At 47.7% G+C, this 22187-nt stretch carries 18 protein-coding genes; 16 read left to right on the top strand and 2 right to left on the bottom strand.

Features of this window, described 5'->3' with window-relative positions:
* Positions 1–4 precede the first annotated feature (4 nt).
* Positions 5–2590 carry a bifunctional uridylyltransferase/uridylyl-removing protein GlnD gene (glnD, locus tag HG547_RS00380; RefSeq protein WP_047534636.1) on the bottom strand — a complete coding sequence of 862 codons (2586 nt, stop codon included), beginning with the start codon at positions 2588–2590 and terminating at the stop codon, positions 5–7.
* An 82-nt stretch (positions 2591–2672) separates the two neighbouring features.
* A complete protein-coding gene (map, locus tag HG547_RS00385) occupies positions 2673–3470 on the bottom strand; it encodes a type I methionyl aminopeptidase (RefSeq protein WP_169546554.1) in 798 nt (265 codons plus the stop codon).
* 309 nt (positions 3471–3779) lie between these two features.
* On the opposite strand from map, the gene rpsB reads away from it, so the two are divergent.
* From rpsB to dnaE, 16 genes are all read left to right on the top strand, one after another.
* A complete protein-coding gene (gene rpsB / locus HG547_RS00390) occupies positions 3780–4508 on the top strand; it encodes a 30S ribosomal protein S2 (RefSeq protein WP_011071784.1) in 729 nt (242 codons plus the stop codon).
* Positions 4509–4627: 119 nt separating this feature from the next.
* Positions 4628–5479, top strand: a complete 852-nt coding sequence (tsf, locus tag HG547_RS00395) for a translation elongation factor Ts (RefSeq protein WP_037429566.1) — start codon at positions 4628–4630, stop codon at positions 5477–5479.
* Positions 5480–5549: 70 nt separating this feature from the next.
* The gene (gene pyrH / locus HG547_RS00400; RefSeq protein ID WP_037416734.1) at positions 5550–6278 is read left to right on the top strand and encodes a UMP kinase; all 729 of its coding nucleotides are present in this window, start codon (positions 5550–5552) and stop codon (positions 6276–6278) included.
* Positions 6279–6308: 30 nt separating this feature from the next.
* The gene (frr, locus tag HG547_RS00405) at positions 6309–6866 is read left to right on the top strand and encodes a ribosome recycling factor (RefSeq protein ID WP_037416738.1); all 558 of its coding nucleotides are present in this window, start codon (positions 6309–6311) and stop codon (positions 6864–6866) included.
* 82 nt (positions 6867–6948) lie between these two features.
* Positions 6949–7776, top strand: coding sequence for a polyprenyl diphosphate synthase (gene uppS, locus HG547_RS00410; protein ID WP_037416741.1), 828 nt, complete (start codon positions 6949–6951; stop codon positions 7774–7776).
* Between the two features lie 20 nt (positions 7777–7796).
* On the top strand, positions 7797–8654 hold the full coding sequence (locus HG547_RS00415; protein WP_069454609.1) for a phosphatidate cytidylyltransferase: 858 nt from the start codon (positions 7797–7799) through the stop codon (positions 8652–8654).
* 4 nt (positions 8655–8658) lie between these two features.
* Entirely contained in the window at positions 8659–9849 is a 1191-nt protein-coding gene (gene ispC, locus HG547_RS00420; RefSeq protein ID WP_169546555.1) for a 1-deoxy-D-xylulose-5-phosphate reductoisomerase, read from the top strand.
* A gap of 51 nt (positions 9850–9900) precedes the next feature.
* Positions 9901–11271, top strand: a complete 1371-nt coding sequence (gene rseP / locus HG547_RS00425; RefSeq protein WP_055648597.1) for a sigma E protease regulator RseP — start codon at positions 9901–9903, stop codon at positions 11269–11271.
* Positions 11272–11302: 31 nt separating this feature from the next.
* Positions 11303–13783 carry an outer membrane protein assembly factor BamA gene (gene bamA / locus HG547_RS00430; protein ID WP_037416752.1) on the top strand — a complete coding sequence of 827 codons (2481 nt, stop codon included), beginning with the start codon at positions 11303–11305 and terminating at the stop codon, positions 13781–13783.
* A 65-nt stretch (positions 13784–13848) separates the two neighbouring features.
* On the top strand, positions 13849–14346 hold the full coding sequence (locus tag HG547_RS00435; protein WP_037416754.1) for an OmpH family outer membrane protein: 498 nt from the start codon (positions 13849–13851) through the stop codon (positions 14344–14346).
* A gap of 3 nt (positions 14347–14349) precedes the next feature.
* Positions 14350–15375, top strand: coding sequence for a UDP-3-O-(3-hydroxymyristoyl)glucosamine N-acyltransferase (gene lpxD, locus HG547_RS00440; protein ID WP_169546556.1), 1026 nt, complete (start codon positions 14350–14352; stop codon positions 15373–15375).
* Positions 15376–15407: 32 nt separating this feature from the next.
* Positions 15408–15872: a 3-hydroxyacyl-ACP dehydratase FabZ gene (gene fabZ / locus HG547_RS00445; RefSeq protein ID WP_037416758.1), complete on the top strand. Its 465-nt coding sequence runs from the start codon at positions 15408–15410 to the stop codon at positions 15870–15872.
* Positions 15869–16639: an acyl-ACP--UDP-N-acetylglucosamine O-acyltransferase gene (gene lpxA / locus HG547_RS00450; protein ID WP_169546557.1), complete on the top strand. Its 771-nt coding sequence runs from the start codon at positions 15869–15871 to the stop codon at positions 16637–16639. Before fabZ ends, lpxA begins: the two co-directional genes overlap by 4 nt.
* A gap of 133 nt (positions 16640–16772) precedes the next feature.
* On the top strand, positions 16773–17930 hold the full coding sequence (gene lpxB / locus HG547_RS00455) for a lipid-A-disaccharide synthase (RefSeq protein WP_169546558.1): 1158 nt from the start codon (positions 16773–16775) through the stop codon (positions 17928–17930).
* Positions 17930–18559, top strand: a complete 630-nt coding sequence (gene rnhB / locus HG547_RS00460) for a ribonuclease HII (RefSeq protein WP_037416766.1) — start codon at positions 17930–17932, stop codon at positions 18557–18559. The genes lpxB and rnhB overlap by 1 nt, the downstream gene beginning before the upstream one ends.
* 117 nt (positions 18560–18676) lie before the next feature.
* On the top strand, positions 18677–22153 hold the full coding sequence (gene dnaE / locus HG547_RS00465) for a DNA polymerase III subunit alpha (RefSeq protein WP_169546559.1): 3477 nt from the start codon (positions 18677–18679) through the stop codon (positions 22151–22153).
* The last annotated feature ends 34 nt before the right edge of the window (positions 22154–22187 follow it).

Consider the following 22187-nt stretch of genomic DNA (forward strand, 5'->3'; position numbering starts at 1 on the left):
GTGGTTAATTGGTTGACTCTGTGTTGATGGCGCTCAGTGCGCTAATCAAGGCTTCCTTGAGCGTATGCTCTTGGTTTTCATTGAGTTGCAAGCCATCATTGGTTTGCAAAATAAAAAAGTCTTCCGCTCGCTCGCCGATGGTAGTGATCTTGGCGGAGAGCAAAGTGGTGTTGCAGCGATAAAAAATATCGCCCACTTTAGCTAATAATCCCGGCGTATCCAAGGCAATGAGTTCCATCATACTTGTACCATGACGGTTACTCTCAAGGAAACTCACCTGAGTGGGAACATTAAAAGGTTTCATCTTGCGCGACAGTTTTCTAAAGCGTGGCAGTTTGGGGTTATCACTGGCGAGCGCTTTTTCAAGGGCTTTACGGATACTTTGTATGCGCGAGAGTTGGCTGACGGGTTCGCCGTCTTGCTCGAGAATAACAAAGGTATCGAGAGCATAATTGTCCTTTGATGTCATGATGTTAGCATCGTGGACGTTAATATTTTTATTATCAAGCACCGCCATCACGGTAGCAAATAACTTAGGTCTGTCCTGACAATAAACAAACAGCTCTGTGCCGCCGCGGGTCGTGTGTTTTGAAACGAGCACTAAGGGCTCATCCAACTGCTTATGCTTGAGGATGGCTTCAGCATGCCAAGCGACTTGATTGGGCTGGTGGCGCAAAAAGTAGTCGGCCTTAAAGCGTTGCCAAAGAGTATCTAAATCTTTTTCTTTAATGCCGCGCCGCAGTAGTTCTTTTTTCGCCTTGGCTTGGTATTCGCGTACTCGGGCCCGAATATCGACGGGCTTTTCTTTGCCGCGAGCGAGCACCCTTTGGGTTGAAAAATATAAGTCGCGCAGCAGTGAGCCTTTCCAGTTATTCCAAGTCTTTTCGTTGGTGGCGCAGATATCGGCCACGGTTAAACAGTACAAATAACTTAAATGCACCGCATCGCGCACCTTGCTGGCAAAGTCGGCCACCACATCGGGGTCGGAAATATCGCGGCGCTGGGCCGTTACCGACATCACCAAGTGATTTTCAACTAACCAAGCGACTAGGCGACCATCGTGGTCGTTCAAGCCATGAAGTTTACAGAAGGCGAGGGCATCGCTTGAGCCAAGCTTGCTGTGATCGCCGCCGCGGCCCTTGGCGATATCGTGGAAAATCGCGCCGAGTACCAACAAACCTTTTTTCGGTAACTGATTGATAAGCACTGAGCCTAAAGGAAACTCTTCTTTCTGTTCTGGCTGCGAGAAGCGCTCGATATTGAGGAGCAATCTGTGGGTGTGTTCATCCACCGTATAGGCGTGGAACAGGTCAAACTGCATTTGGCCTTCGATATTGCGCCATGCGGGTAAATAAGCCGAGAGCACCCCGTGTTTATGCATCAGCGATAAGGCTGCAATACCGCGTGGATGTTTTAAGATCTCCATAAAGGCTTGACGGCACTGAGGATTTTCTTGCAAGGGTTGCTGCTGTGCTCGGCGAGCACGCCTCAGTGAGCGTAGGGTAGGTGCATAAATGCCTTTAATATTAGAGTTTTTGGCGACATGGACAAACAAACGTACAATTTCTTCACCGCTGTCGAATAAATCGTCACTTAGGGCCTCGATAAAGGCACCACGGCGCTGATAGTTATTGTCAATCGCTTGAATTTCTAAAGCTTTCGTTTGACCAAGAGTTGCCCGCTTAAACAGTTGCAGCAGCATTTCGTTGAGTTCCATCACGCGGCGCACCGTGCGATAGTAACGTTTCATCATCTGCTCAACAGCAAGTTGGGTCGCGTCTTCGTATCCCATCAACTCAGCCACTTGGCGCTGGACATCGAACAGCAGGCGGTTTTCATCACGCCCGACAGTCATGTGCAGGGCAAAACGCAACTTCCACAGAAAGTGCTGACACTCGAGCAGCTCTTCTAATTCGGCGGGTTCTAAAAATTCGTATTGCACCAGTTCTTCTAAGCGTGAGGCGCCAAAGTGGCGCATGGCAACCCAGGCGATGGTTTGAATGTCCCGAAGGCCACCAGGGCAACTTTTGATATTGGGCTCAAGATCGAAGGCACTCGCCTTGGCATGGCGGGCCGTTTGTTCATCGCGCTTAGCGATAAAGAACTGACTGGAGGTCCAAAAATCGCTTTGACGAATGGCATCGTAGAGCTGGTCAAACAGACTTTCAGGCCCTGAAAGCAAGCGCGCTTCAAGCAAATTAGTGGCGATGGTAATGTCGTCTCGCCCAAGGCGTAGCGTATCATCAAGGGTGCGGACGCTATGACCAATCTCAAGACTAGCATCCCACAAAAAGGCGATAAACTCGCTGAGCGCGGCTTCCGCTACCGCAGCTAACTCGCCCTCGAAGAGGAATAGCAAATCGACATCAGAGTGCGGATGTAACTCTCCGCGACCATAGCCACCAACGGCAATCAGGGCGATGGGGTATTGATCTAGGCCGTGTTGCAACCACGCCTGTTTTATAAGGGAGTCGACAAACTGACAGCGCTGAGTCACTAGCTCTTCAATCGGGGTTTTGGCTTTGAACCTTGCTAAAAGCGTTTGATTCTGTTCGATTAATGATTGTTTAGCTAGCAGCGCTGTATTCATCGAGTCCCTTGTTTGGATGCGTTAAAATATTTGCTACCCACCAAGTTCCAATATGACCTGGTGGATAGTTTAACAATTGTCATTAGTGATTTATGATCCGCGGAAAATCTTCCTCATCGCGCAGCGTCAGCACTTCAACACCGGTTTCGGTCACTAATAATGTGTGTTCCCACTGGGCTGAGTTTTTACCATCGGAAGTGGTCACCGTCCAATTATCATCGCGATCTAGCACAGTGGTGTGTCGACCCGCGTTGATCATCGGTTCAATGGTAAAGCACATACCTGGGCGTAAAATGGTGTTGTCACCATTACGGTAATGCATCACTTGGGGTTCTTCATGGAAACCCGCGCCAATACCGTGGCCACAATAATCTTGCACGATGGAATATTTCTCAAGGCCTGTTTTGCTGGCTTTGATGAATTTTTCGATAGTATTGCCGATTTCGCCTAATTTTAATCCCGGACGCACTTTACGGATCGCAAGATAGAGACTTTCTTGAGCGATGCGGCACAGACGTTTGTCCTTAGGGCTGACTTCACCGATTAAGAACATTTTAGAGGTATCGCCGTGGTAACCGTCTTTAATGACGGTGATATCGATATTGAGAATATCGCCATCCTTGAGAACGCGATCGCTCGGAATACCGTGGCAAATGACGTTGTTTAACGAAGTACAAATCGACTTAGGAAAACCATGGTAGTTGAGCGGGGCAGAAATCGCGCCTTGCTCTTCGGTATATTTGGCGCAGATATCGTTTAATTCATTAGTGGTGACCCCCGCCCTAACATAAGGGGCGATCATTTCTAATACTTGTGCAGCCAGTTTACCTGCCGAGCGCATTTTCTCGATTTCTTCTGCTGTCTTAATGACTATACTCATTGCGTTTTCTCTTGTGTCTTCAGTGTCTATTGGCGCGATGAACCTAATGCAAAAATTTGTGCTTTAGGGCTATTTATGGTATAAAGCGCGCCGTTATGTTTAAGTCTTGATGAATTACCCAAGCTCAGCTTTATCTGCTTTTGGGCGATAGCAAAACTAAAGATGGCGGCCATTATACATGGCAATTTATCTAAATACTAAATCACACACGTGTCGACACATTCTTCGGGGTGCCCTCAGCTGTTAACTGCGGGGTCGAAGACATGGGATACGTGGAGGTCTAACCCCCTAAATTTTAAGGTAATAGAAATGACTACAGTTTCAATGCGCGATATGCTCCAGGCCGGTGTCCACTTCGGTCACCAAACCCGTTACTGGAACCCAAAAATGAAGCCATTCATTTTCGGTGCTCGCAACGGCGTTCACATCATCAACCTTGAGCATACTGTGCCAATGTTCAATGAAGCACTGGCTTTCATCAGCAACGTTGCTTCAAAGAAAGGTAAAGTATTATTCGTTGGTACTAAACGTGCTGCTGGCGAAGCGATCAAAGAAGCTGCTATTTCTTGTGATCAGTACTATGTTGATCACCGTTGGTTAGGCGGTATGCTGACTAACTGGAAAACCGTTCGTCAGTCAATCAAACGTCTGAAAGAACTGGAAAGCCAATCAGTAGATGGTACTTTCGACAAGCTGACCAAAAAAGAAGCGCTGATGCGTACTCGTGAGCTTGAAAAGCTGGAAAAATCTTTAGGCGGTATTAAGAACATGGGCGGCCTGCCAGACGTATTATTCGTTATCGGCGCTGACCACGAGCATATCGCTATTAAAGAAGCTAACAACCTGGGTATCCCTGTTGTTGCAGTTGTTGATACTAACTCTGCGCCAGATGGTGTTAACTACATCGTTCCTGGTAACGACGACGCGATGCGTGCTATTCGCCTGTACACTACTTCTGTTGCTGCAGCAGCTAACGCTGGCCGTGGTCAAGATTTAGCTGTTCAAGCTGAGCAAGACGGTTTCGTAGAAGCCGAATAATAATAAGGCGGGATGAGTTTCATCACCCTTATTAACCAAGATTTTGATTGGTTAACAGGGGCCATTCGGCCCCTGTTTTATATCTGCAAATTAGTCGATTTTTTAGAGAGGATTTAACAATGGCAATTTCTGCTGCCCAAGTTAAAGAACTGCGCGAGCGTACTGGCGCAGGCATGATGGATTGTAAAAAAGCGTTAGAAGAAACCAACGGCGACATGGAGTTAGCAATTGACAACATGCGTAAGTCTGGTGCTGCTAAAGCTGCTAAGAAAGCAGGTAACATCGCTGCTGACGGTACTATCCTGATCAAAAACGGTGAAGGTTTCGCAGTACTGTTAGAAGTAAACTGCCAAACTGACTTCGTTGCTAAAGATGCAAACTTCTTAGGTTTTGCTAACGCTGTTTTAGACGTTGCTGCAGCGTCTAAAGTGACTTTAGAAGACTTAAAAGCTCAATTCGAAGAAGCCCGTGTTGCGCTAGTTGCTAAAATCGGTGAAAACATCAACGTTCGTCGCGTTGAGTACATCGACGGCACTAAATTAGCTTCTTACCGTCACGGTGAGCGTATCGGTGTAGTGGTAACCGGTGACGCTGATGACGAAACTCTGAAGCACCTCGCAATGCACGTTGCCGCTTCTAAGCCAGAATACGTTAACCCAGAAGACGTTCCAGCTGACGTAGTCGCTCGTGAACAAGCTCTGCAAATCGAAATCTCTATGAATGAAGGCAAACCTGCTGAAATCGCAGAGAAAATGGTTGTTGGTCGTATGAAGAAGTTTACTGGTGAGATTTCTCTGACTGGTCAAGCTTACATCATGGAACCAAAGAAAACTGTTGGCGAATTCTTGAAAGAGAAAGGCGCGAAAGTCACTAACTTCATTCGTTTAGAAGTGGGTGAAGGTATTGAGAAGAAAGAAGAAGATTTCGCAGCTGAAGTTGCTGCTCAAATCGCTGCTTCTAAAAAGGCTTAATCGCCAACGCTAAATACCCCCAAGACCGCAGCAATGGCTGCGGTCTTGTTATGACCAGGATATAAAAATTATGAGCACCAATCCAAAACCTGCATTTAGACGCATTCTTCTAAAATTAAGTGGCGAAGCACTGATGGGCGACGAAGGCTTCGGCATCGATCCTAAAGTGTTAGATCGCATGGCTCAAGAAGTCAAAGAGCTGGTAGAGTTAGGCATTCAGGTGGGTGTGGTCATTGGTGGTGGTAATCTATTTCGCGGTGAAGGCTTAGCAAAAGCGGGCATGAATCGTGTGGTGGGCGATCACATGGGTATGCTGGCAACGGTTATGAACGGCTTGGCCATGCGTGATGCCCTGCACCGTGCCTATGTTAATGCTCGTCTGATGTCGGCTATCCCATTAAAAGGGGTGTGTGACGACTACAATTGGGCTGAGGCGATCAGCTTATTAAAATCAGGCCGTGTGGTGATTTTTGCTGCGGGTACTGGTAATCCATTCTGCACTACCGATTCTGCTGCTTGCTTACGCGGCATTGAAATCGAAGCAGAAGTCGTGCTAAAAGGCACTAAAGTTGACGGCGTTTATTCTGACGACCCGATGAAAAATCCAGAAGCAGTGAAGTACGATGACTTAACGTACACTGAAGTACTGGATAAAGAATTAAAAGTAATGGACTTAGCAGCCTTTACTATGGCGCGTGATCATGACATGCCAATCCTAGTATTCAACATGAATAAACCTGGCGCCCTGCGCCGAGTGGTCATGGGTGAAGAAGAAGGCACAATGATCAAAGCGAAATAAGTTATTCAATGACCAAGAAGGACATTTAACGTGATTGCAGATATTAAAAAAGATGCTCAAGAGCGCATGGGTAAATGCGTTGACGCGACCAAAAACCAAATGGCTAAAGTACGTACTGGTCGTGCACACCCAAGCTTACTGGACTCAATCCAAGTATCTTACTATGGCACTATGACACCACTGAACCAAGTGGCGAACGTAGGTGTTGAAGATGCACGTACTTTGTCAGTAACCGTATTTGACCGCAGTGCAATCCAAGCGGTTGAGAAAGCGATCATGAGCTCTGATTTAGGGTTAAACCCTATGTCAGCGGGGGCAACCTTACGTATTCCATTACCGGCACTGACGGAAGAGCGTCGTAAAGACTTTATCAAAGTAGTACGTGCTGAGGCCGAAGGTGGTCGTGTAGCGATTCGTAACGTACGTCGCGATGCGATTTCTGATGTGAAGAAACTCGAAAAAGCTAAAGAATGCACTGAAGATGATGTTCGCCGCTTCGAAGAGGAAGTACAAAAGTTCACCGATGCTCACATTAAGAAGGTCGATGAGATTTTAGCGGCCAAAGAAATTGAGTTGATGGAAGTCTAATCTCAAGCGCTATAAGCTAGAGTTGCTACGCCGTGTAGGGGTATACTACACGGCGTTTGTCTATTTTAAAGGGTTGTATTAGATGTCATCCACAGTGGAATTTGATCCGCAATCTAGGCCGACTGAGGCGGATGCTTGTGCTCAGACAAGCTTACCGGAGATATTACCCGAACTCGTTAAACAGTCATTACCTAAGCATGTTGCGATTATTATGGATGGTAATGGACGTTGGGCCCAAATCCAGGGCAAGCCACGAGTGATGGGGCATAAGGCTGGGGTTAAAGCGGTGAGACGTGCGGTGAGCGCGGCCAGCCAGTTAGGGATACAATCGCTGACGCTATTTGCGTTTTCTAGCGAAAATTGGCGTAGACCCGATAAAGAAGTCAGCTTATTGATGGAACTGTTTTTTACCGTATTGCAGCGGGAAATTAAGTTACTCGATAAAAACCAGGTCAAATTGAATATCATCGGCGATATCAGTCGCTTTTCTGCGCGTTTACAAAAGCAAATTCGTGCCGCAGAAGCGAAAACTGCGAGCAATACGGGATTGATATTGAATGTGGCGGCCAATTACGGTGGTCGTTGGGACATACTACAAGCTGCGCAAAAGTTAGCTGAAAAGGTTGAAACTGGCGAAATGACCAGCAGTCAGTTCACTGAAGAAGCCTTGAGTGAACATTTGTGCATGCAAAATCAGAGTGAAGTTGATTTAATGATCCGTACGGGTGGGGATTACCGGATCAGCAATTTTGTACTCTGGCAGGCTGCCTATGCTGAGTTGGTGTTTTTGGACACCCTTTGGCCTGATTTTGATGAACAGGCTTTTCATGAAGCGATTGCCACGTTTGCCAGTCGCCAGCGCCGTTTTGGTTTGACCGGAAGTCAAATTGATGAGATGCGCGCATTGTAAAACGTCATGAGGGATTTTTTTTGCTAAAACAACGTATAATAACAGCAATTTGGTTGATTCCATTAGTTTTGGGAGCAATCTATTTACTCCCCGTTGAGTACTTTGCTTGGGCCTTGATCGCCGTGTTTCTGATCGCCGCTAAGGAGTGGGGCAGGATCATCGATAGTCAATGTGATGTCACCCAATGGAGTTTTACTTGCACGGTCGGTATTTTACTGATCGCTCTTAATTTAATTGTTCCCGCCGACACCATTTGGCTTCGGGGGCAAATTCATCCCATTTATCTTGCCGTGGTTACCATAGGTACTTTGTGGTGGATGGTGTCACTGCTGCTGGTGGTCACTTATCCTAAAAGCGCCAAATTGTGGCAAAAGAGTCCGATGCTAAAGTCCATGTTTGGACAATTGACTTTAGTACCTTGTTTTGTGGCACTGATTGCCCTTAAATCAATTAGTTCGCAAATATCGCCTTACTATGGGGCATCGCTAGTATTATTGGTGATGTTGATCGTTTGGGCTGCGGATTCTGGGGCGTATTTTGTGGGCAAAGCTGTCGGTAAAACTAAGCTTATGCCCGCAGTTAGCCCTGCTAAAACCTTAGAGGGTTTGCTCGGTGGCCTAGTGACTACGCTCGTGGTTGTCGCGGGTGTTATGTATATATCCCCTGAGCAGGAGTTAGGCTTAGTGGTTGCGGTGACCATTTTTGTGGCACTGATTTCAGCCCTTGGCGATTTATCAGAGAGTATGTTTAAACGCGCTGCGTGCATTAAAGATTCGGGCACGATTTTGCCTGGACATGGCGGCGTGCTCGACCGCATCGACAGCCTGACAGCAGCCTTGCCGGTGTTTACCCTAATCTACATTGCATTTTGGATGTAACGCTATGCAAAATATGGTGATTTTGGGTGCGACAGGCTCGATTGGTGCCAGTACCTTAAGTGTGATTTCGGCCAACCCTTCAGCCTATCGAGTGTATGCTTTAGTGGCAAATGCGAGTGTCGACAAGATGCTCGCCCTGTGTTTAGCCCATCGCCCGCAGGTCGCCCATATGGTCGATCCTAATGCTGCATTAGCACTCAAGACGCAATTACCTGCGGCGCTTAATATCCAAGTCACAAGTGGCGAGGATGAGCTTATTGCCTTAGTCACCTCCTCAGTGGTTGATACTGTGATGGCTGCGATTGTCGGCGCGGCGGGTTTAGTCCCGACGCTGGCGGCGGTGAAGGCGGGTAAGCGGGTATTACTCGCCAATAAAGAGGCGCTGGTAATGTCCGGCGAGCTGTTTATTGAGGCAACGAAACGCTCTAGCGCCACGTTGTTGCCGGTTGACAGTGAACACAATGCGATTTTCCAATGCTTACCCGAAGAAGTGCAGGCTAATTTAGGGCGCTGTGATTTAGCGGCGTCAGGTATTTCCCATATTTTGCTCACCGGTTCTGGTGGTCCATTTTTAACCGCCGAGCTGTCAAGTCTCGCGGCAATGACGCCAGCACAGGCTTGCAAACATCCAAATTGGTCAATGGGGCCGAAAATTTCGGTCGACTCCGCCACTATGATGAATAAGGGCTTGGAGTTTATCGAAGCACGCTGGTTGTTCAATACCCAGAAAGATCAACTAAAGGTGGTTATTCATCCGCAAAGTGTTATTCATTCTATGGTGCAATACCGCGATGGCAGTGTGATTGCACAGATGGGCAACCCGGATATGCGTACACCGATTGCGCATTGTATGTCCTATCCGCAAAGAATTCGCTCCGGTGTTGAACCTTTGGATTTTTTCAAAGTCGGACAGTTAAGCTTTTGTGAGCCAGACTTTAATCGCTTCCCCTGTTTGGCTTTAGCGATTGCCGCTTGTGCCCAAGGGCAAGAAGCGACTACGGTACTCAATGCGGTCAATGAAATCGCCGTGGAGGCGTTTTTACAAGGCAAGATTGGGTTTACCCATATCGCCAAGGTGAACGAAGCCTGTTTATCGTCGGTGCCTAAACGGGCGATGACCAGCATCGAAGATATCATTGCCCTCGATGCACAAACACGGATATATGCCCGTGAATTACTAGCGAAATTTGCTTAGGCCTCTTGTTGACGAGGCTTGAGTGGATTTACTGATGACGTAAGGAGTGGAATGTTAGATTTTTTGTGGAACTTAGGTTCTTTTATCGTAGCACTTGGGCTGTTAATTACTGCCCACGAATACGGCCATTTCTATATTGCGCGCCGCTGTGGTGTGAAAGTTGAGCGTTTTTCGATTGGTTTTGGTAAGGCGATTTGGCGCAAAGTCGGTCAAGATGGTACTGAATATGTTATTGCCATGATCCCGCTGGGTGGCTATGTCAAAATGCTCGATGAGCGTGTTGAAGATGTCCCCGATAACTTAAAAGATCAGGCCTTTAACCGTAAAAGCGTGTGGCAACGTATAGCAATTGTGGCGGCTGGCCCCATTGCGAACTTTATTTTTGCGATTATCGCACTGTATTTTATGTATTTAATTGGTGTGCCATCGCTAAAGCCAGTCATTACCTCAACGACACCTGGCACTGCGGCGGCACAAATCCAAGTCACTGAGCCGATGCAAGTGACGGCGATTTCAGGTCAGCCGGTACGGAATTGGGAAGAAGTCAATTTGGCGCTTGTTGGCCATATTGGTGATGATAGTTTAACACTATCCCTTGCGCCCCTTAACGGTTTACAGGGACTTGATACCGATACTCGTACTTACACTTTAGACACCCGTCAATGGCGTTTCGACCCTGAGAAAGAGTCACCGATCACGGCACTGGGCTTGGGCGTGTATCGCCCTGCGATTGAGCCACAAATTGCGCTCATCAGTGAAGGCAGTGCAGCGGCTAAGAGTGATCTGAAGGTCGGTGATACCTTAGTGGCTATCAATGGCCAGCAATATACCGATTGGCAAGCTTTTGTTGACATTATTCAGCATTCTGCCAATGTGCCTGTGGAGTTAACCGTGCGCCGTAATGGCGAGCAATTTGCCATATCTGTGACACCAGCAAGTGTTAAAAATAGTGATGGTAAAGATGTCGGCGTGCTTGGGGTGAGCCCGGCTCAGGCACAATGGCCTGAGAATATGCGATTACAGCTGGAATATGGGCCAATCGAATCTTTTGCTATCGCAGCCGATAAAACATGGCAACTTGTTGTCGTGAGCTTTAAGATGATTGGCAAATTATTTACTGGCGATGTGTCAGTGAAAAACTTAAGTGGACCTATCTCAATCGCACAGGGTGCGGGCAATAGTGCAAACTATGGCTTGGTTTACTTTCTCGGTTTCCTCGCGCTTATCAGTGTCAATTTAGGCATCATTAACTTGCTGCCATTGCCTGTGCTCGATGGGGGACACCTGCTGTATTACTTCGTTGAAGTAATAACTGGTAAGCCTGTATCTGAAAAGGTACAGGAAATAGGATTCAGATTTGGGGCAGCATTACTGCTGATGTTGATGAGCATTGCGCTCTTCAATGATTTTGCCCGACTCTGAGCAAGGACAGACTAATAATTAGAAGTGCTCTATGAGATTGAATAAACTTTTTGCCTCGATGTTATTCGTCGGTGCGTCGTTTTCAGGGACTGTGTTGGCGGATACTTTCCAACCCTTTGAAGTGACCGACATCCAAGTTGAAGGTTTGCAGCGAGTCGCACTGGGTGCTGCCTTGTTAAGCTTACCAGTGAAAGTGGGCGACACTGTAGATCAGTTAAAAATTCAGCAAGCCATTAAAAGCCTGTATGCCTCAACTAACTTTGAGAATATCTCAGTCAGTCATGATGGCGGCGTGTTGATTGTCAAAGTCACCGAAAGACCAACCATCAGTGCTGTGACGTTTGAAGGCAACAAAGACATTAAAGATGAGCAGTTACAGGAAAGTCTGGACGGCTCAGGCGTTAAAGTCGGCGAATCTTTAGACCGCACAATGCTGACTGGCATCGAGAAGGGATTACAAGACTTCTACTACGGCGTGGGTAAATACGGCGCCAAAGTCGAGGCGCAGGTGATTAACTTGCCCCGGAACCGTGTCGAACTTAAGTTCAAATTTACTGAAGGTTTAGCGGCCGAAATCCGCCAAATTAACGTGGTCGGTAATCATGAGTTCACTGATGCTGAGCTTATCGGCATGTTAGAACTGAAAGATTATGTGGCTTGGTGGGATCTGTTTGGTGAGCGTCGCTATCAGAAGCAAAAGCTTCAAGCCGACCTAGAGACGATTAAAACCTATTACCACAACAAGGGTTATATTCGTTTTGAAGTTACCTCGACTCAAGTGGCAATGACCCCAGACCGTAAAGGCTTGTACATCACTATCAACGTCAATGAAGGTGAGAAGTACAAGGTAAAAGGCGTTAACCTCACGGGCGATCTGATGGGTCGTGAAGAGTTGATGAAATCGATTCTGCCTATCAAGGCGGGCGATATGTACAACGGCGGTGATGTAACCTTCACCGAAGAGATGTACAGCAAATACTTAGGCCGTTTCGGTTACGCTTACCCTGAAGTGAAAACCTACCCTGAAATTGATGATAAGACCAAGGAAGTGACCTTAAACATCAATATCAAACCTGGTAAGCGTGTGTATGTTCGCTCCATCAACTTTACCGGTAATACTGTCACTAAAGATGAAGTGATGCGTCGCGAACTGCGTCAGATGGAAGGTGCTTGGTTAAACTCAGCGCAGGTTGAGCAATCTAAAGCCCGTTTAAACCGTTTAGGCTTCTTCGAAACCGTCGATACCGAAACCATTCAAGTGCCCGGTACTGACGATTTAGTCGATGTAGCTGTTAAGGTGAAAGAGCAGCCTTCTGGCTCATTTAACGCCGGTGTTGGTTATGGTACTGAATCAGGTCTAAGCCTACAGTTTGGTGTGCAACAAAATAACTTCCTCGGCACGGGTAACCAAGCGGGTGTGAGTTTAAGTACCAACAAGTACTCTAAAAACGTCAACTTATCTTACACCGATCCGTATTGGACTAAAGATGGTGTGAGCTTAGGCGGTAGTGTTTACTGGAACGAGTTCGATGCAAACGAAGCCAACCTTGAACGCTATAAAAACAGCTCCTATGGGGTAGCGCTAAACTCTGGTTTCCCGATTAACGAATACAACCGTATCAACGGCGGTATTGGTTATCGTCATAACACGATTTCAGAAATCTCTGCCTATGAACAGGCGTTGCGTTTCTACAACATTTACCGTGAAGATGATCCAAATGCAGACTTAAGTTTTGATAACTTTGAGCTGAGTTTAGGTTGGTATCGCAGTACCTTAAACCGAGGAACCTTCCCAACAGACGGTTCATCACAGCGTTTAAGCGGTAAGATGACTGTACCTGGATCAGATCTGCAGTACTTCAAGACTGACTTCGATACCAACTACTATTTCCCTCTCAACCGCAGTCAAAGTTTTGTGGTCTTGGCACGTGGTCGTTTAGGCTATGGTAATGGTTATGGTCAATTTAACGATAATGACCAGATCCTACCATTCTGGGAAAACTATTACTCAGGCGGTAGCACCTCACTGCGTGGCTTTAAGTCTAACTCCGTAGGTCCGCGTTCCTTCTATCTTTTCCGTGGAAGTGAACCCTGTGCGCCGGATCCATCGGGCGATGGTTGTAGTTTACCGGGCGATCCAAACAGTATTCAGGTAAGCTCTGGCCGTTCAATCGGTGGTAACGCTATCGCAACTGCGAGTTTAGAGTTTATTGTACCGACGCCATTCTTGGATGAGGCTTATACCAACTCTGTACGTACCAGCTTCTTCCTCGATGCCGGTAACGTGTGGGATACCGAGTTTGATTTTGCCAAATATCAAACCTTACCCGCTGAAGAGTTTGATAAGTTACAAGACTACAGTGACCCTGCGCGTATAAGAGCATCTTGGGGGGTAAGCTTACAGTGGTTATCACCAATGGGCCCTATGGTATTCAGCTTGGCATGGCCGATTAAAGAGTACGAAGGCGATCAAACAGAGATCTTCTCGTTCAATATTGGCAAAACTTTTTAAAAGGCATACACTCGGCAAGTTTTGCTGAATATAACAAAGGTAACAAGGAGTCTATTTTGAACAAGATGGTAAACCGTGCCCTGGTGACGTTAGCTTTATTAGGTGCACCTTTAGCTGCGCAGGCGGAAAATATTGCTGTAGTTGATATGGGCGCTGTGTTTGAGCAGTTACCTCAACGTGAGCAAATCATGCAGTCTCTGAAGTCAGAGTTTGGTGATCGCATGTCTGAAGTTCAGAAAATGCAAGAAGAAATGCGCTCTCTGATGGAGAAGCAGCAACGTGATGGCGCGTTAATGAATGACACGCAAAAAACTGAGCTGGTTCGTAAAATGGAAGCGCTAAAATCTGAATATCAGTTGAAAGGTAAGGCGTTGGATGAGGACTTACGTCGTCGCCAAGGCGAAGAGCAAAACAAACTGTTAGTTAAGGTTCAAAAAGCCATTAACACTATCGCTGAAAAAGAAAAATACGATTTAGTTTTACAGCGTGGTGCAGTCATTTATGTTAAGCCAAATGCTGACATCAGTGGCAAAGTGGTTGAAGCCTTAAGCAAAGGCAAGTAATTGATGAAAAGTGTGACTTTAAAAGAGCTAAGCCTGATATTAGATGGCGTTGTCCAAGGCGATGAAACCTTAGTGATCAACAGTGTTGCAACGCTTGAACATGCCACAGCGGGACAAATCTCTTTTTTAGCCAACAGCAAATACCGTGCTCAGCTTGAGTCAACTCAAGCGAGCGCGGTGTTATTGTCGGCTAAAGATGCGCCGGACTATCCTGGCACTGCGTTAGTCGTAAAAGATCCCTATGTGGGGTTTGCTCGTGTGGCGCAGTTGTTAGATACCACGCCCAAGGCAGCGATGGGTATTCATCCCTCGGCGCAAATTGACCCTTCTGCCCAGTTAGGTGAAGGTGTGGCAATTGGTGCTAATGTGGTGATTGGTGCCAATGTTATCCTTGGTGAAAATGTACAAATTGGTGCGGGTACTGTGATTGGACAAGACTCCATCATAGGCTCAAATAGCCGGTTATGGGCCAATGTCACCCTGTATCACAATGTCCATTTAGGCCAAGACTGTATTATTCATTCCGGTGCCGTTATTGGCTCCGATGGATTTGGTTACGCTAATGAGCGCGGACAGTGGGTTAAGATCCCCCAAACTGGCGGTGTGCGCATTGGTGATCGCGTCGAAATCGGTGCTAATTCAACGATTGACCGCGGTGCATTAGGCCATACAGAAATCCACAATGGTGTGATTATCGACAACCAAGTGCAGGTCGCCCATAACGATATTATTGGTGAAAATACAGCTATCGCAGGCAGTACCACGATTGCGGGCAGTGTCACTATTGGTAAGTACTGTATTATTGGTGGAAATTGTGCCATTGCTGGCCATTTATCCATTGCCGATGGTGTGCATATTTCTGGCGCGACCAACATTACTGGCAATATGCGTGAGCCTGGTTTGTATTCATCAGCCACGGTTGCTATGGATAACAAAACGTGGCGTAAAAACACAGTTCGCTTCCGTCAATTGGATGAACTGTTCCAGCGCGTGAAGACGTTGGAAAAAAATTTAAATACACCAGAGTAATTGCCCTAAGGCAATTTTGAGGAACTAGGTTCGTGTCTAATCAAATGAACACTATGGATATTTCGGAGATCCTTAAGTATCTGCCCCATAGATATCCATTCCTATTAATCGATCGCGTACTGGATTTCACCCCCGGTGAGAGTCTCCATGCGATTAAAAACGTGACGATTAATGAGCCCTTCTTTCAGGGGCATTTCCCGATCCAGCCTGTGATGCCCGGCGTGCTGATTTTAGAAGCCATGGCGCAGGCCACTGGTCTGCTTGCTTTTAAGACCATGAGTGACGATGTGCCACCACCTGGTGTGTTGTATTATTTTGCGGGTATCGATAATGCACGTTTTAGACGTGTAGTCGAACCCGGTGACCAAATCCATTTTGAAGTCAAAATGATTAAAGAGCGCCGCGGGATTGGCGTTTTCTATGGTGAGGCCAAAGTGGATGGTGAAGTGGTTTGTTCCGCTGAAATCATGTGTGCCCGCAGAGAGATTAATCAGTGATAGATACATTAGCGTTTGTGCATCCCGATGCAAAAATTGGTAAAAATGTCACCATAGGCCCATGGAGTTATGTGGGCGCGGGTGTCGAGATTGGCGACGATTGTTGGTTAAGCTCCCACGTGGTGGTGAAGGGGCCAACGGTGATAGGTAAAGGCAACCGTATTTTTCAATTCGCCTCTGTGGGTGAAGAATGCCAAGATAAAAAATACGCAGGTGAGCCTACACGCCTTATCATTGGCGATAACAATGTTATCCGTGAGCATGTCACTATTCACCGTGGAACCGTTCAAGACAATAGCGAAACCCGTATTGGTTCAAACAACCTGTTTATGAACTACGTGCACATTGCCCACGACTGTGTGGTCGGCAATAACGTAATTATGGCCAATAATGCGTCTATCGCAGGCCATGTGCATGTCGGTGACTGGGCGATTCTCGGTGGCATGACTGGCGTTCACCAGTTTGTGCATATTGGTGCCCACGCCTTTACTGCGGGATGTTCGTTATTATTACAAGATGTGCCACCCTTTGTGATGGCGGCGGGACAACCAGCTATCCCTCGCGGCTTAAATAGCGAAGGTATGAAGCGCCGAGGTTTCTCTAAGGAAACTCAATTAGCGGTGCGCCGCGCTTATAAAACCTTATATCGTAGCAGCCTGACGGTTGAAGAAGCGGTTGAGGCAATTGCCGAAGATGCACAAAATGACGCGCAAGTTAAGTTGCTCGTTGAGTTTGTCAAATCTTCGGGTCGCGGCATTATTCGTTAGCGGCATGATGCGTTAAGAGTTTCGACTCTAGACTATGCCATTCATAGGCACTGCTTGTGACATTCTGCGTTAGAAAATGCCATGGCAGAGGTTATCGCTGCGGTGCCATTCACTTGTCAGATATGATTGGTTTATGAGCAAAAAATCTCAATTAGTGTTTGCAATGGTCGCCGGAGAACTCTCCGGCGATATTTTAGGTGCGGGTTTGATGGCCGCGCTGCAAAAAGCACATCCCAATGCCCGTTTTGTTGGTATTGGTGGACCTCGTATGGAAGCCTTAGGCTTCGAATCCCTGTTCGCGATGGAAGAATTAGCCGTGATGGGGATAGTTGAAGTGCTATCGCGTCTGCCACGCCTGCTCCATGTCCGAGCTTCGTTAATTAAGTCCATCACCGAGCTTAAGCCTGATTGCTTTATCGGTATTGATGCGCCGGATTTCAATATTGGTCTCGAGCTTAAATTAAAGGCTCAGGGGATTAAAACCGTTCACTATGTGAGTCCTTCGGTGTGGGCATGGCGGCCTAAGCGGATCTTTAAAATCGCCAAGGCCACTAATATGGTGCTGTCATTATTGCCCTTCGAGAAAGCCTTCTACGATAAGCATCAAGTGCCTTGTACCTTTGTCGGTCATACCTTAGCCGACGACATTCCGCTTGAGAGTGATAAAGCAAGTGCACGTCAATTGCTGGAGTTAGATCCTGAGGCTGAATATCTCGCGATTTTACCTGGTTCGCGCGGCGGTGAGCTAAAGCAATTGGCTGAGCCCTTTGTGAAGGCGGCGCTACTTATCAAGCAGCAATTTCCCGATATTCGCTTTGTGACGCCTTTAGTGAATCAACAGCGCCGTGAGCAGTTTGAACAAGCGTTAAAAGATTATGCGCCGGATTTAGAAATTCACATGGTGGAAGGCAAGTCACGCGAAGTGATGGCTGCTGCCGATGGTATTTTACTCGCCTCGGGTACAGCGACGTTAGAGGCCATGCTGATTAAACGCCCAATGGTGGTGGCGTACCGCGTGAGTCCACTGACCTATCGTATTGCCAAGAGCATGATGCAGGTGAATCGTTTCTCGCTGCCAAATTTATTAGCGGGGCGAGATGTGGTACCAGAGCTTATTCAGCATGATTGCACGCCAGAGAAAATAGCTGCCGCGGTTGGCGTTGAACTTAACCGCGACTTTGCACCAATCAAAGCCGAGTTTGAACGTTTGCATCAACTGCTGCGTTGCGATGCCAGCCAAAAGGCGGCCGAGGCGGTTTTGGCTCTGGTTGATGTTAAGGATATGAACTAATGGCGGTATTTAAGACGCTGAACGACACCGATATCGCTGCTTTTGCATCGGTGTTAGTGGCTGGTGTCGATGAGGTTGGTCGCGGTCCCCTCGTTGGCGATGTCGTCACCGCTGCGGTGATCCTCGATCCTAATCGACCTATTTTGGGCTTAAATGACTCTAAAAAGCTCAGCGAGAAGCGCCGCGAGGCATTATTCGATGAGATTTGTGAAAAAGCCTTAAGCTTTCATGTGGGGCGGGCAAGTCCTGCGGAAATTGATGAGCTGAATATCCTGCATGCCACTATGCTTGCCATGCAGCGCGCGGTGGCAGGGCTTGCACGTGCGCCCGAGTTAGTTTTAGTCGATGGTAATCGCAGCCCGGCGTTTACTCACCAAGGGCTGTCTTTGGCGAGCCATAGCATAGTCAAGGGGGATGGCCTGATTGCCAGCATCAGTGCAGCCTCGATTATTGCCAAAGTGACCCGCGATCGGGAGATGGATGCCCTCGATGCCGCTTATCCACAGTATGGATTTGCTAAGCATAAGGGCTATCCAACGAAGGCGCATTTTGACGCCATCGCCGAGCATGGTGTGTTCGATCAATATCGTAAAAGTTTCAAACCCGTCAAGGCATTACTGGAGCGTTAACACCGATTGGGTGTTTTCACTTCAGCTTGAGAGCAAAGTCACTAGCCCAAGAGCGGTGACTTTGCTAGTCTGCTTTTTTAGTGATTGTTAACCTGCTATTCAAAGATAATTCTAATTATGTCCGATCCTCGTTTTGTGCATCTGCGTGTCCACAGTGACTTTTCTATGTCCGATGGTGTGGCTAAGGTCAAGCCAATCCTTGCTCAAGTTGAAGCGCATGGGATGGCGGCGGTGGCTTTAACAGATCAAAATAACTTCTGTGGTCTAGTGAAGTTTTACGGCGGTTGCCATGGCGCAGGGATCAAGCCGATTATCGGCGCGGACTTTTGGATGCAAGTGCCTGGTTTTGAGGGTGAGTTTTGCGCCTTAACCATTATTGCGATGAATAATGAGGGCTATCAAAACCTCACCCAAATCATCAGCCAAGCCTATTTACGCGGGCATGTTCAAGGTCGCGTAGTGATTGACCAAGAGTGGTTGGTCACATATAACCAAGGCATTTTGCTGCTGTCTGGGGGCAAAGAAGGGGATGTGGGTAAGGCGCTGCTGAAGGGCAACAATACTCAGGTTGAGTCGTTATGCGAGTTCTATCAGCAGCATTTTGAGGGACGTTATTTCCTTGAGTTGTTACGCACCGGACGCCCAGATGAAGAGCGTTATCTGCACATGGCGGTGGGATTAGCGCAGGAAAAGGGCATTCCGGTGGTAGCCACTAACCAGGTGGTGTTTTTAAAGCCAGAGGACTTCGAAGCCCATGAAATACGGGTCGCGATTCACGATGGTTTTACGCTCGCCGATCCACGCCGTCCTAAAAAGTACAGTGAGCAGCAGTACCTTCGCAGTGAAGAGGAAATGTGTGAGCTGTTTGCTGACATCCCCGCAGCCCTTGCCAATACCGTTGAAATTGCTAAGCGTTGTAACGTCACTATTCGTTTAAACGAATACTTCTTACCTAACTTCCCCACCGGCGATATGTCGATTGAGGATTATTTGGTTGATCGCTCTAAGAAGGGGCTCGAAGAGCGCTTAGCATTCTTATTCCCCGACGCAGAAGTGCGCGCCGAGCGTCGCGGTGAGTACGATGAGCGCCTCGACATCGAGCTTCAAGTGATTAACCAAATGGGCTTTCCTGGTTACTTCTTGATCGTGATGGAGTTTATTCAGTGGGGTAAGGACAACGGGATTCCCGTTGGTCCTGGTCGTGGTTCGGGCGCGGGGTCGCTTGTCGCCTATGCCCTTAAGATTACCGACTTAGACCCCCTCGAATTTGACCTGCTGTTCGAACGTTTCTTGAACCCAGAACGGGTGTCGATGCCCGACTTCGACGTTGACTTCTGTATGGATCGACGCGACGAGGTCATTGACCACGTGGCTGAGTTGTACGGCCGTGAAGCGGTATCGCAGATTATTACTTTCGGTACCATGGCGGCTAAGGCGGTTATCCGAGACGTCGGCCGTGTGCTGGGCCATCCCTATGGCTTTGTCGACCGCATTTCAAAGCTTATCCCACCCGAGCCTGGGATGACACTGGCCAAAGCTTTTGAAGTGGAACCGGCATTGCAGGAATCCTACGATGCCGATGAAGATGTCAAAGATCTTATCGACATGTGCCGCAAACTCGAGGGCGTCACTCGAAACGCGGGTAAGCACGCGGGGGGCGTGGTGATTGCGCCTACCAAGATCACCGACTTTTCGCCGCTATATTGCGACGCTGAAGGTAAAAACCCGGTAACCCAGTTCGATAAGAACGACGTGGAAACCGCAGGGTTAGTTAAATTCGACTTCTTGGGGTTAAGAACGCTCACCATCGTCGATTGGGCGCTAGAGATGATCAACAAGGTGGAGGTTAAAAATGGTCGTCCACCAATACGCATTGAAGCGATTCCGCTAGACGACCCAGCCTCGTTTAGATTGCTGCAACGTTATGAAACCACTGCGGTATTCCAGCTCGAATCCCGTGGTATGAAGGACTTGATTAAACGTCTACAACCCGACTGCTTCGAAGATATGATCGCTCTGGTGGCATTGTTTCGCCCAGGGCCGTTGCAATCGGGCATGGTGGATAACTTTATCGAGCGTAAGCATGGCCGTGAAGAGGTGTCTTACCCCGATTCTCAATACCAGCATGAATCCTTAAAAGAACTGCTTTCGCCCACCTACGGCATTATTTTGTACCAAGAGCAGGTGATGCAGATTGCGCAGGTATTGTCAGGTTATACCTTAGGCGGCGCTGACATGTTACGCCGTGCCATGGGTAAGAAAAAGCCTGAGGAGATGGCCAAACAGCGGAGTATTTTTAAAGAGGGCGCGATTAAAAACGGTGTCGACGGCGAGCTGTCGATGAAAATCTTCGACCTTGTGGAAAAGTTCGCTGGTTACGGTTTTAACAAGTCTCACTCTGCGGCCTATGCGTTAGTTTCCTATCAAACGCTGTGGTTGAAGACCCATTTTCCATCGCAATTTATGGCGGCGGTAATGTCTGCCGATATGGATAACACCGATAAAATTGTGACCTTAGTGGATGAATGCGAGCGGATGGGGCTCACCATCATTCCGCCGGATGTGAATAAGGGATTATTTAAGTTTACCGTTGATGATGATCTGCGGATTGTCTACGGCATTGGTGCGATCAAAGGCGTGGGTGAGGGGCCAGTTGAGTCAATTTTAGAAGCGCGTAAAGATGGTCCCTTTGTTGATTTATTCGATTTCTGTGCCCGTATAGACCTAAAAAAGCTCAATAAACGGGTTATTGAAAAGCTTATCTGTGCAGGTGCGTTAGATTCCCTTGGACCGCACCGCGCGTCGATGATGGCAACCTTACCCGAGGCCATTAGCGCAGCAGACCAACATGCGAAGGCTGAGGCTATTGGTCAGCATGATATGTTTGGTTTGCTCAATAGTGATCCCGAGGATAGCAAGCAACAGTTTGTGGAATGTACCCCATGGCCGGACAAAATTTGGCTTGAGGGCGAGCGCGAAACATTAGGGTTGTATTTAACTGGACATCCAATAAATCAATACCTTAAAGAGCTTAAGCATTACACCTCTGGGCGCTTGAAGGATGTGCACCCAACCGATCGCGGTAAAACCGTTAAGGCTGCGGGCCTCGTCGTGGCGACCCGGGTGATGCTCACTAAACGCGGCTCGAAAATGGGCTTACTGACCTTAGATGATAAGAGCGCTCGGCTTGAGGTGATGCTATTTACTGAAGCCTTTGAGAAGTTTAATCACCTGCTGGAAAAGGATCGGATCCTGATCTGTGAAGGTGAGGTGAGTTTTGATGATTTTGCCGGTGGAAACCGGATGACGGCGCGCAATATCATCGATATCAGTGAGGCGCGTAGCCATTTTGCCAGTGCATTGGAAATCGATTTAGAGGCATCGCAGCTGACTCCGAATATGCTCGAGGGCATTGAGCAGGCAATCAGTCCATGGCGTAATGGCGCTGTGCCAGTGCTGATTAACTACAGCCAAGCTCAAGCCAAGGGGCAGTTTAGATTGGCCGAAACCTGGCGAGTTAACCCAAGTGACGAGCTGGTCTTAGCCCTTGAAAGTTTACTCGGCCCGCAGAAAGTACGGATTGTATTTCCATAGTGAGTTTCAGTCTTAAGCCAAGTTAAACTTAGGG

The organism is Shewanella sp. DNRA4 (assembly GCF_012843185.1).
Classification (GTDB): Bacteria; Pseudomonadota; Gammaproteobacteria; order Enterobacterales; family Shewanellaceae; genus Shewanella; species Shewanella xiamenensis.

What these genes read in the sequence shown, in the direction of transcription:
- glnD (WP_047534636.1), bottom strand. Translation starts at nt 2,590, where the DNA reads ATGAATACAGCGCTGCTAGCTAAACAATCATTAATCGAACAGAATCAA.
- map (WP_169546554.1), bottom strand. Translation starts at nt 3,470, where the DNA reads ATGAGTATAGTCATTAAGACAGCAGAAGAAATCGAGAAAATGCGCTCG.
- rpsB (WP_011071784.1), top strand. Translation starts at nt 3,780, where the DNA reads ATGACTACAGTTTCAATGCGCGATATGCTCCAGGCCGGTGTCCACTTC.
- tsf (WP_037429566.1), top strand. Translation starts at nt 4,628, where the DNA reads ATGGCAATTTCTGCTGCCCAAGTTAAAGAACTGCGCGAGCGTACTGGC.
- pyrH (WP_037416734.1), top strand. Translation starts at nt 5,550, where the DNA reads ATGAGCACCAATCCAAAACCTGCATTTAGACGCATTCTTCTAAAATTA.
- uppS (WP_037416741.1), top strand. Translation starts at nt 6,949, where the DNA reads ATGTCATCCACAGTGGAATTTGATCCGCAATCTAGGCCGACTGAGGCG.
- ispC (WP_169546555.1), top strand. Translation starts at nt 8,659, where the DNA reads ATGCAAAATATGGTGATTTTGGGTGCGACAGGCTCGATTGGTGCCAGT.
- rseP (WP_055648597.1), top strand. Translation starts at nt 9,901, where the DNA reads ATGTTAGATTTTTTGTGGAACTTAGGTTCTTTTATCGTAGCACTTGGG.
- bamA (WP_037416752.1), top strand. Translation starts at nt 11,303, where the DNA reads ATGAGATTGAATAAACTTTTTGCCTCGATGTTATTCGTCGGTGCGTCG.
- HG547_RS00435 (WP_037416754.1), top strand. Translation starts at nt 13,849, where the DNA reads ATGGTAAACCGTGCCCTGGTGACGTTAGCTTTATTAGGTGCACCTTTA.
- lpxD (WP_169546556.1), top strand. Translation starts at nt 14,350, where the DNA reads ATGAAAAGTGTGACTTTAAAAGAGCTAAGCCTGATATTAGATGGCGTT.
- lpxB (WP_169546558.1), top strand. Translation starts at nt 16,773, where the DNA reads ATGAGCAAAAAATCTCAATTAGTGTTTGCAATGGTCGCCGGAGAACTC.
- rnhB (WP_037416766.1), top strand. Translation starts at nt 17,930, where the DNA reads ATGGCGGTATTTAAGACGCTGAACGACACCGATATCGCTGCTTTTGCA.
- dnaE (WP_169546559.1), top strand. Translation starts at nt 18,677, where the DNA reads ATGTCCGATCCTCGTTTTGTGCATCTGCGTGTCCACAGTGACTTTTCT.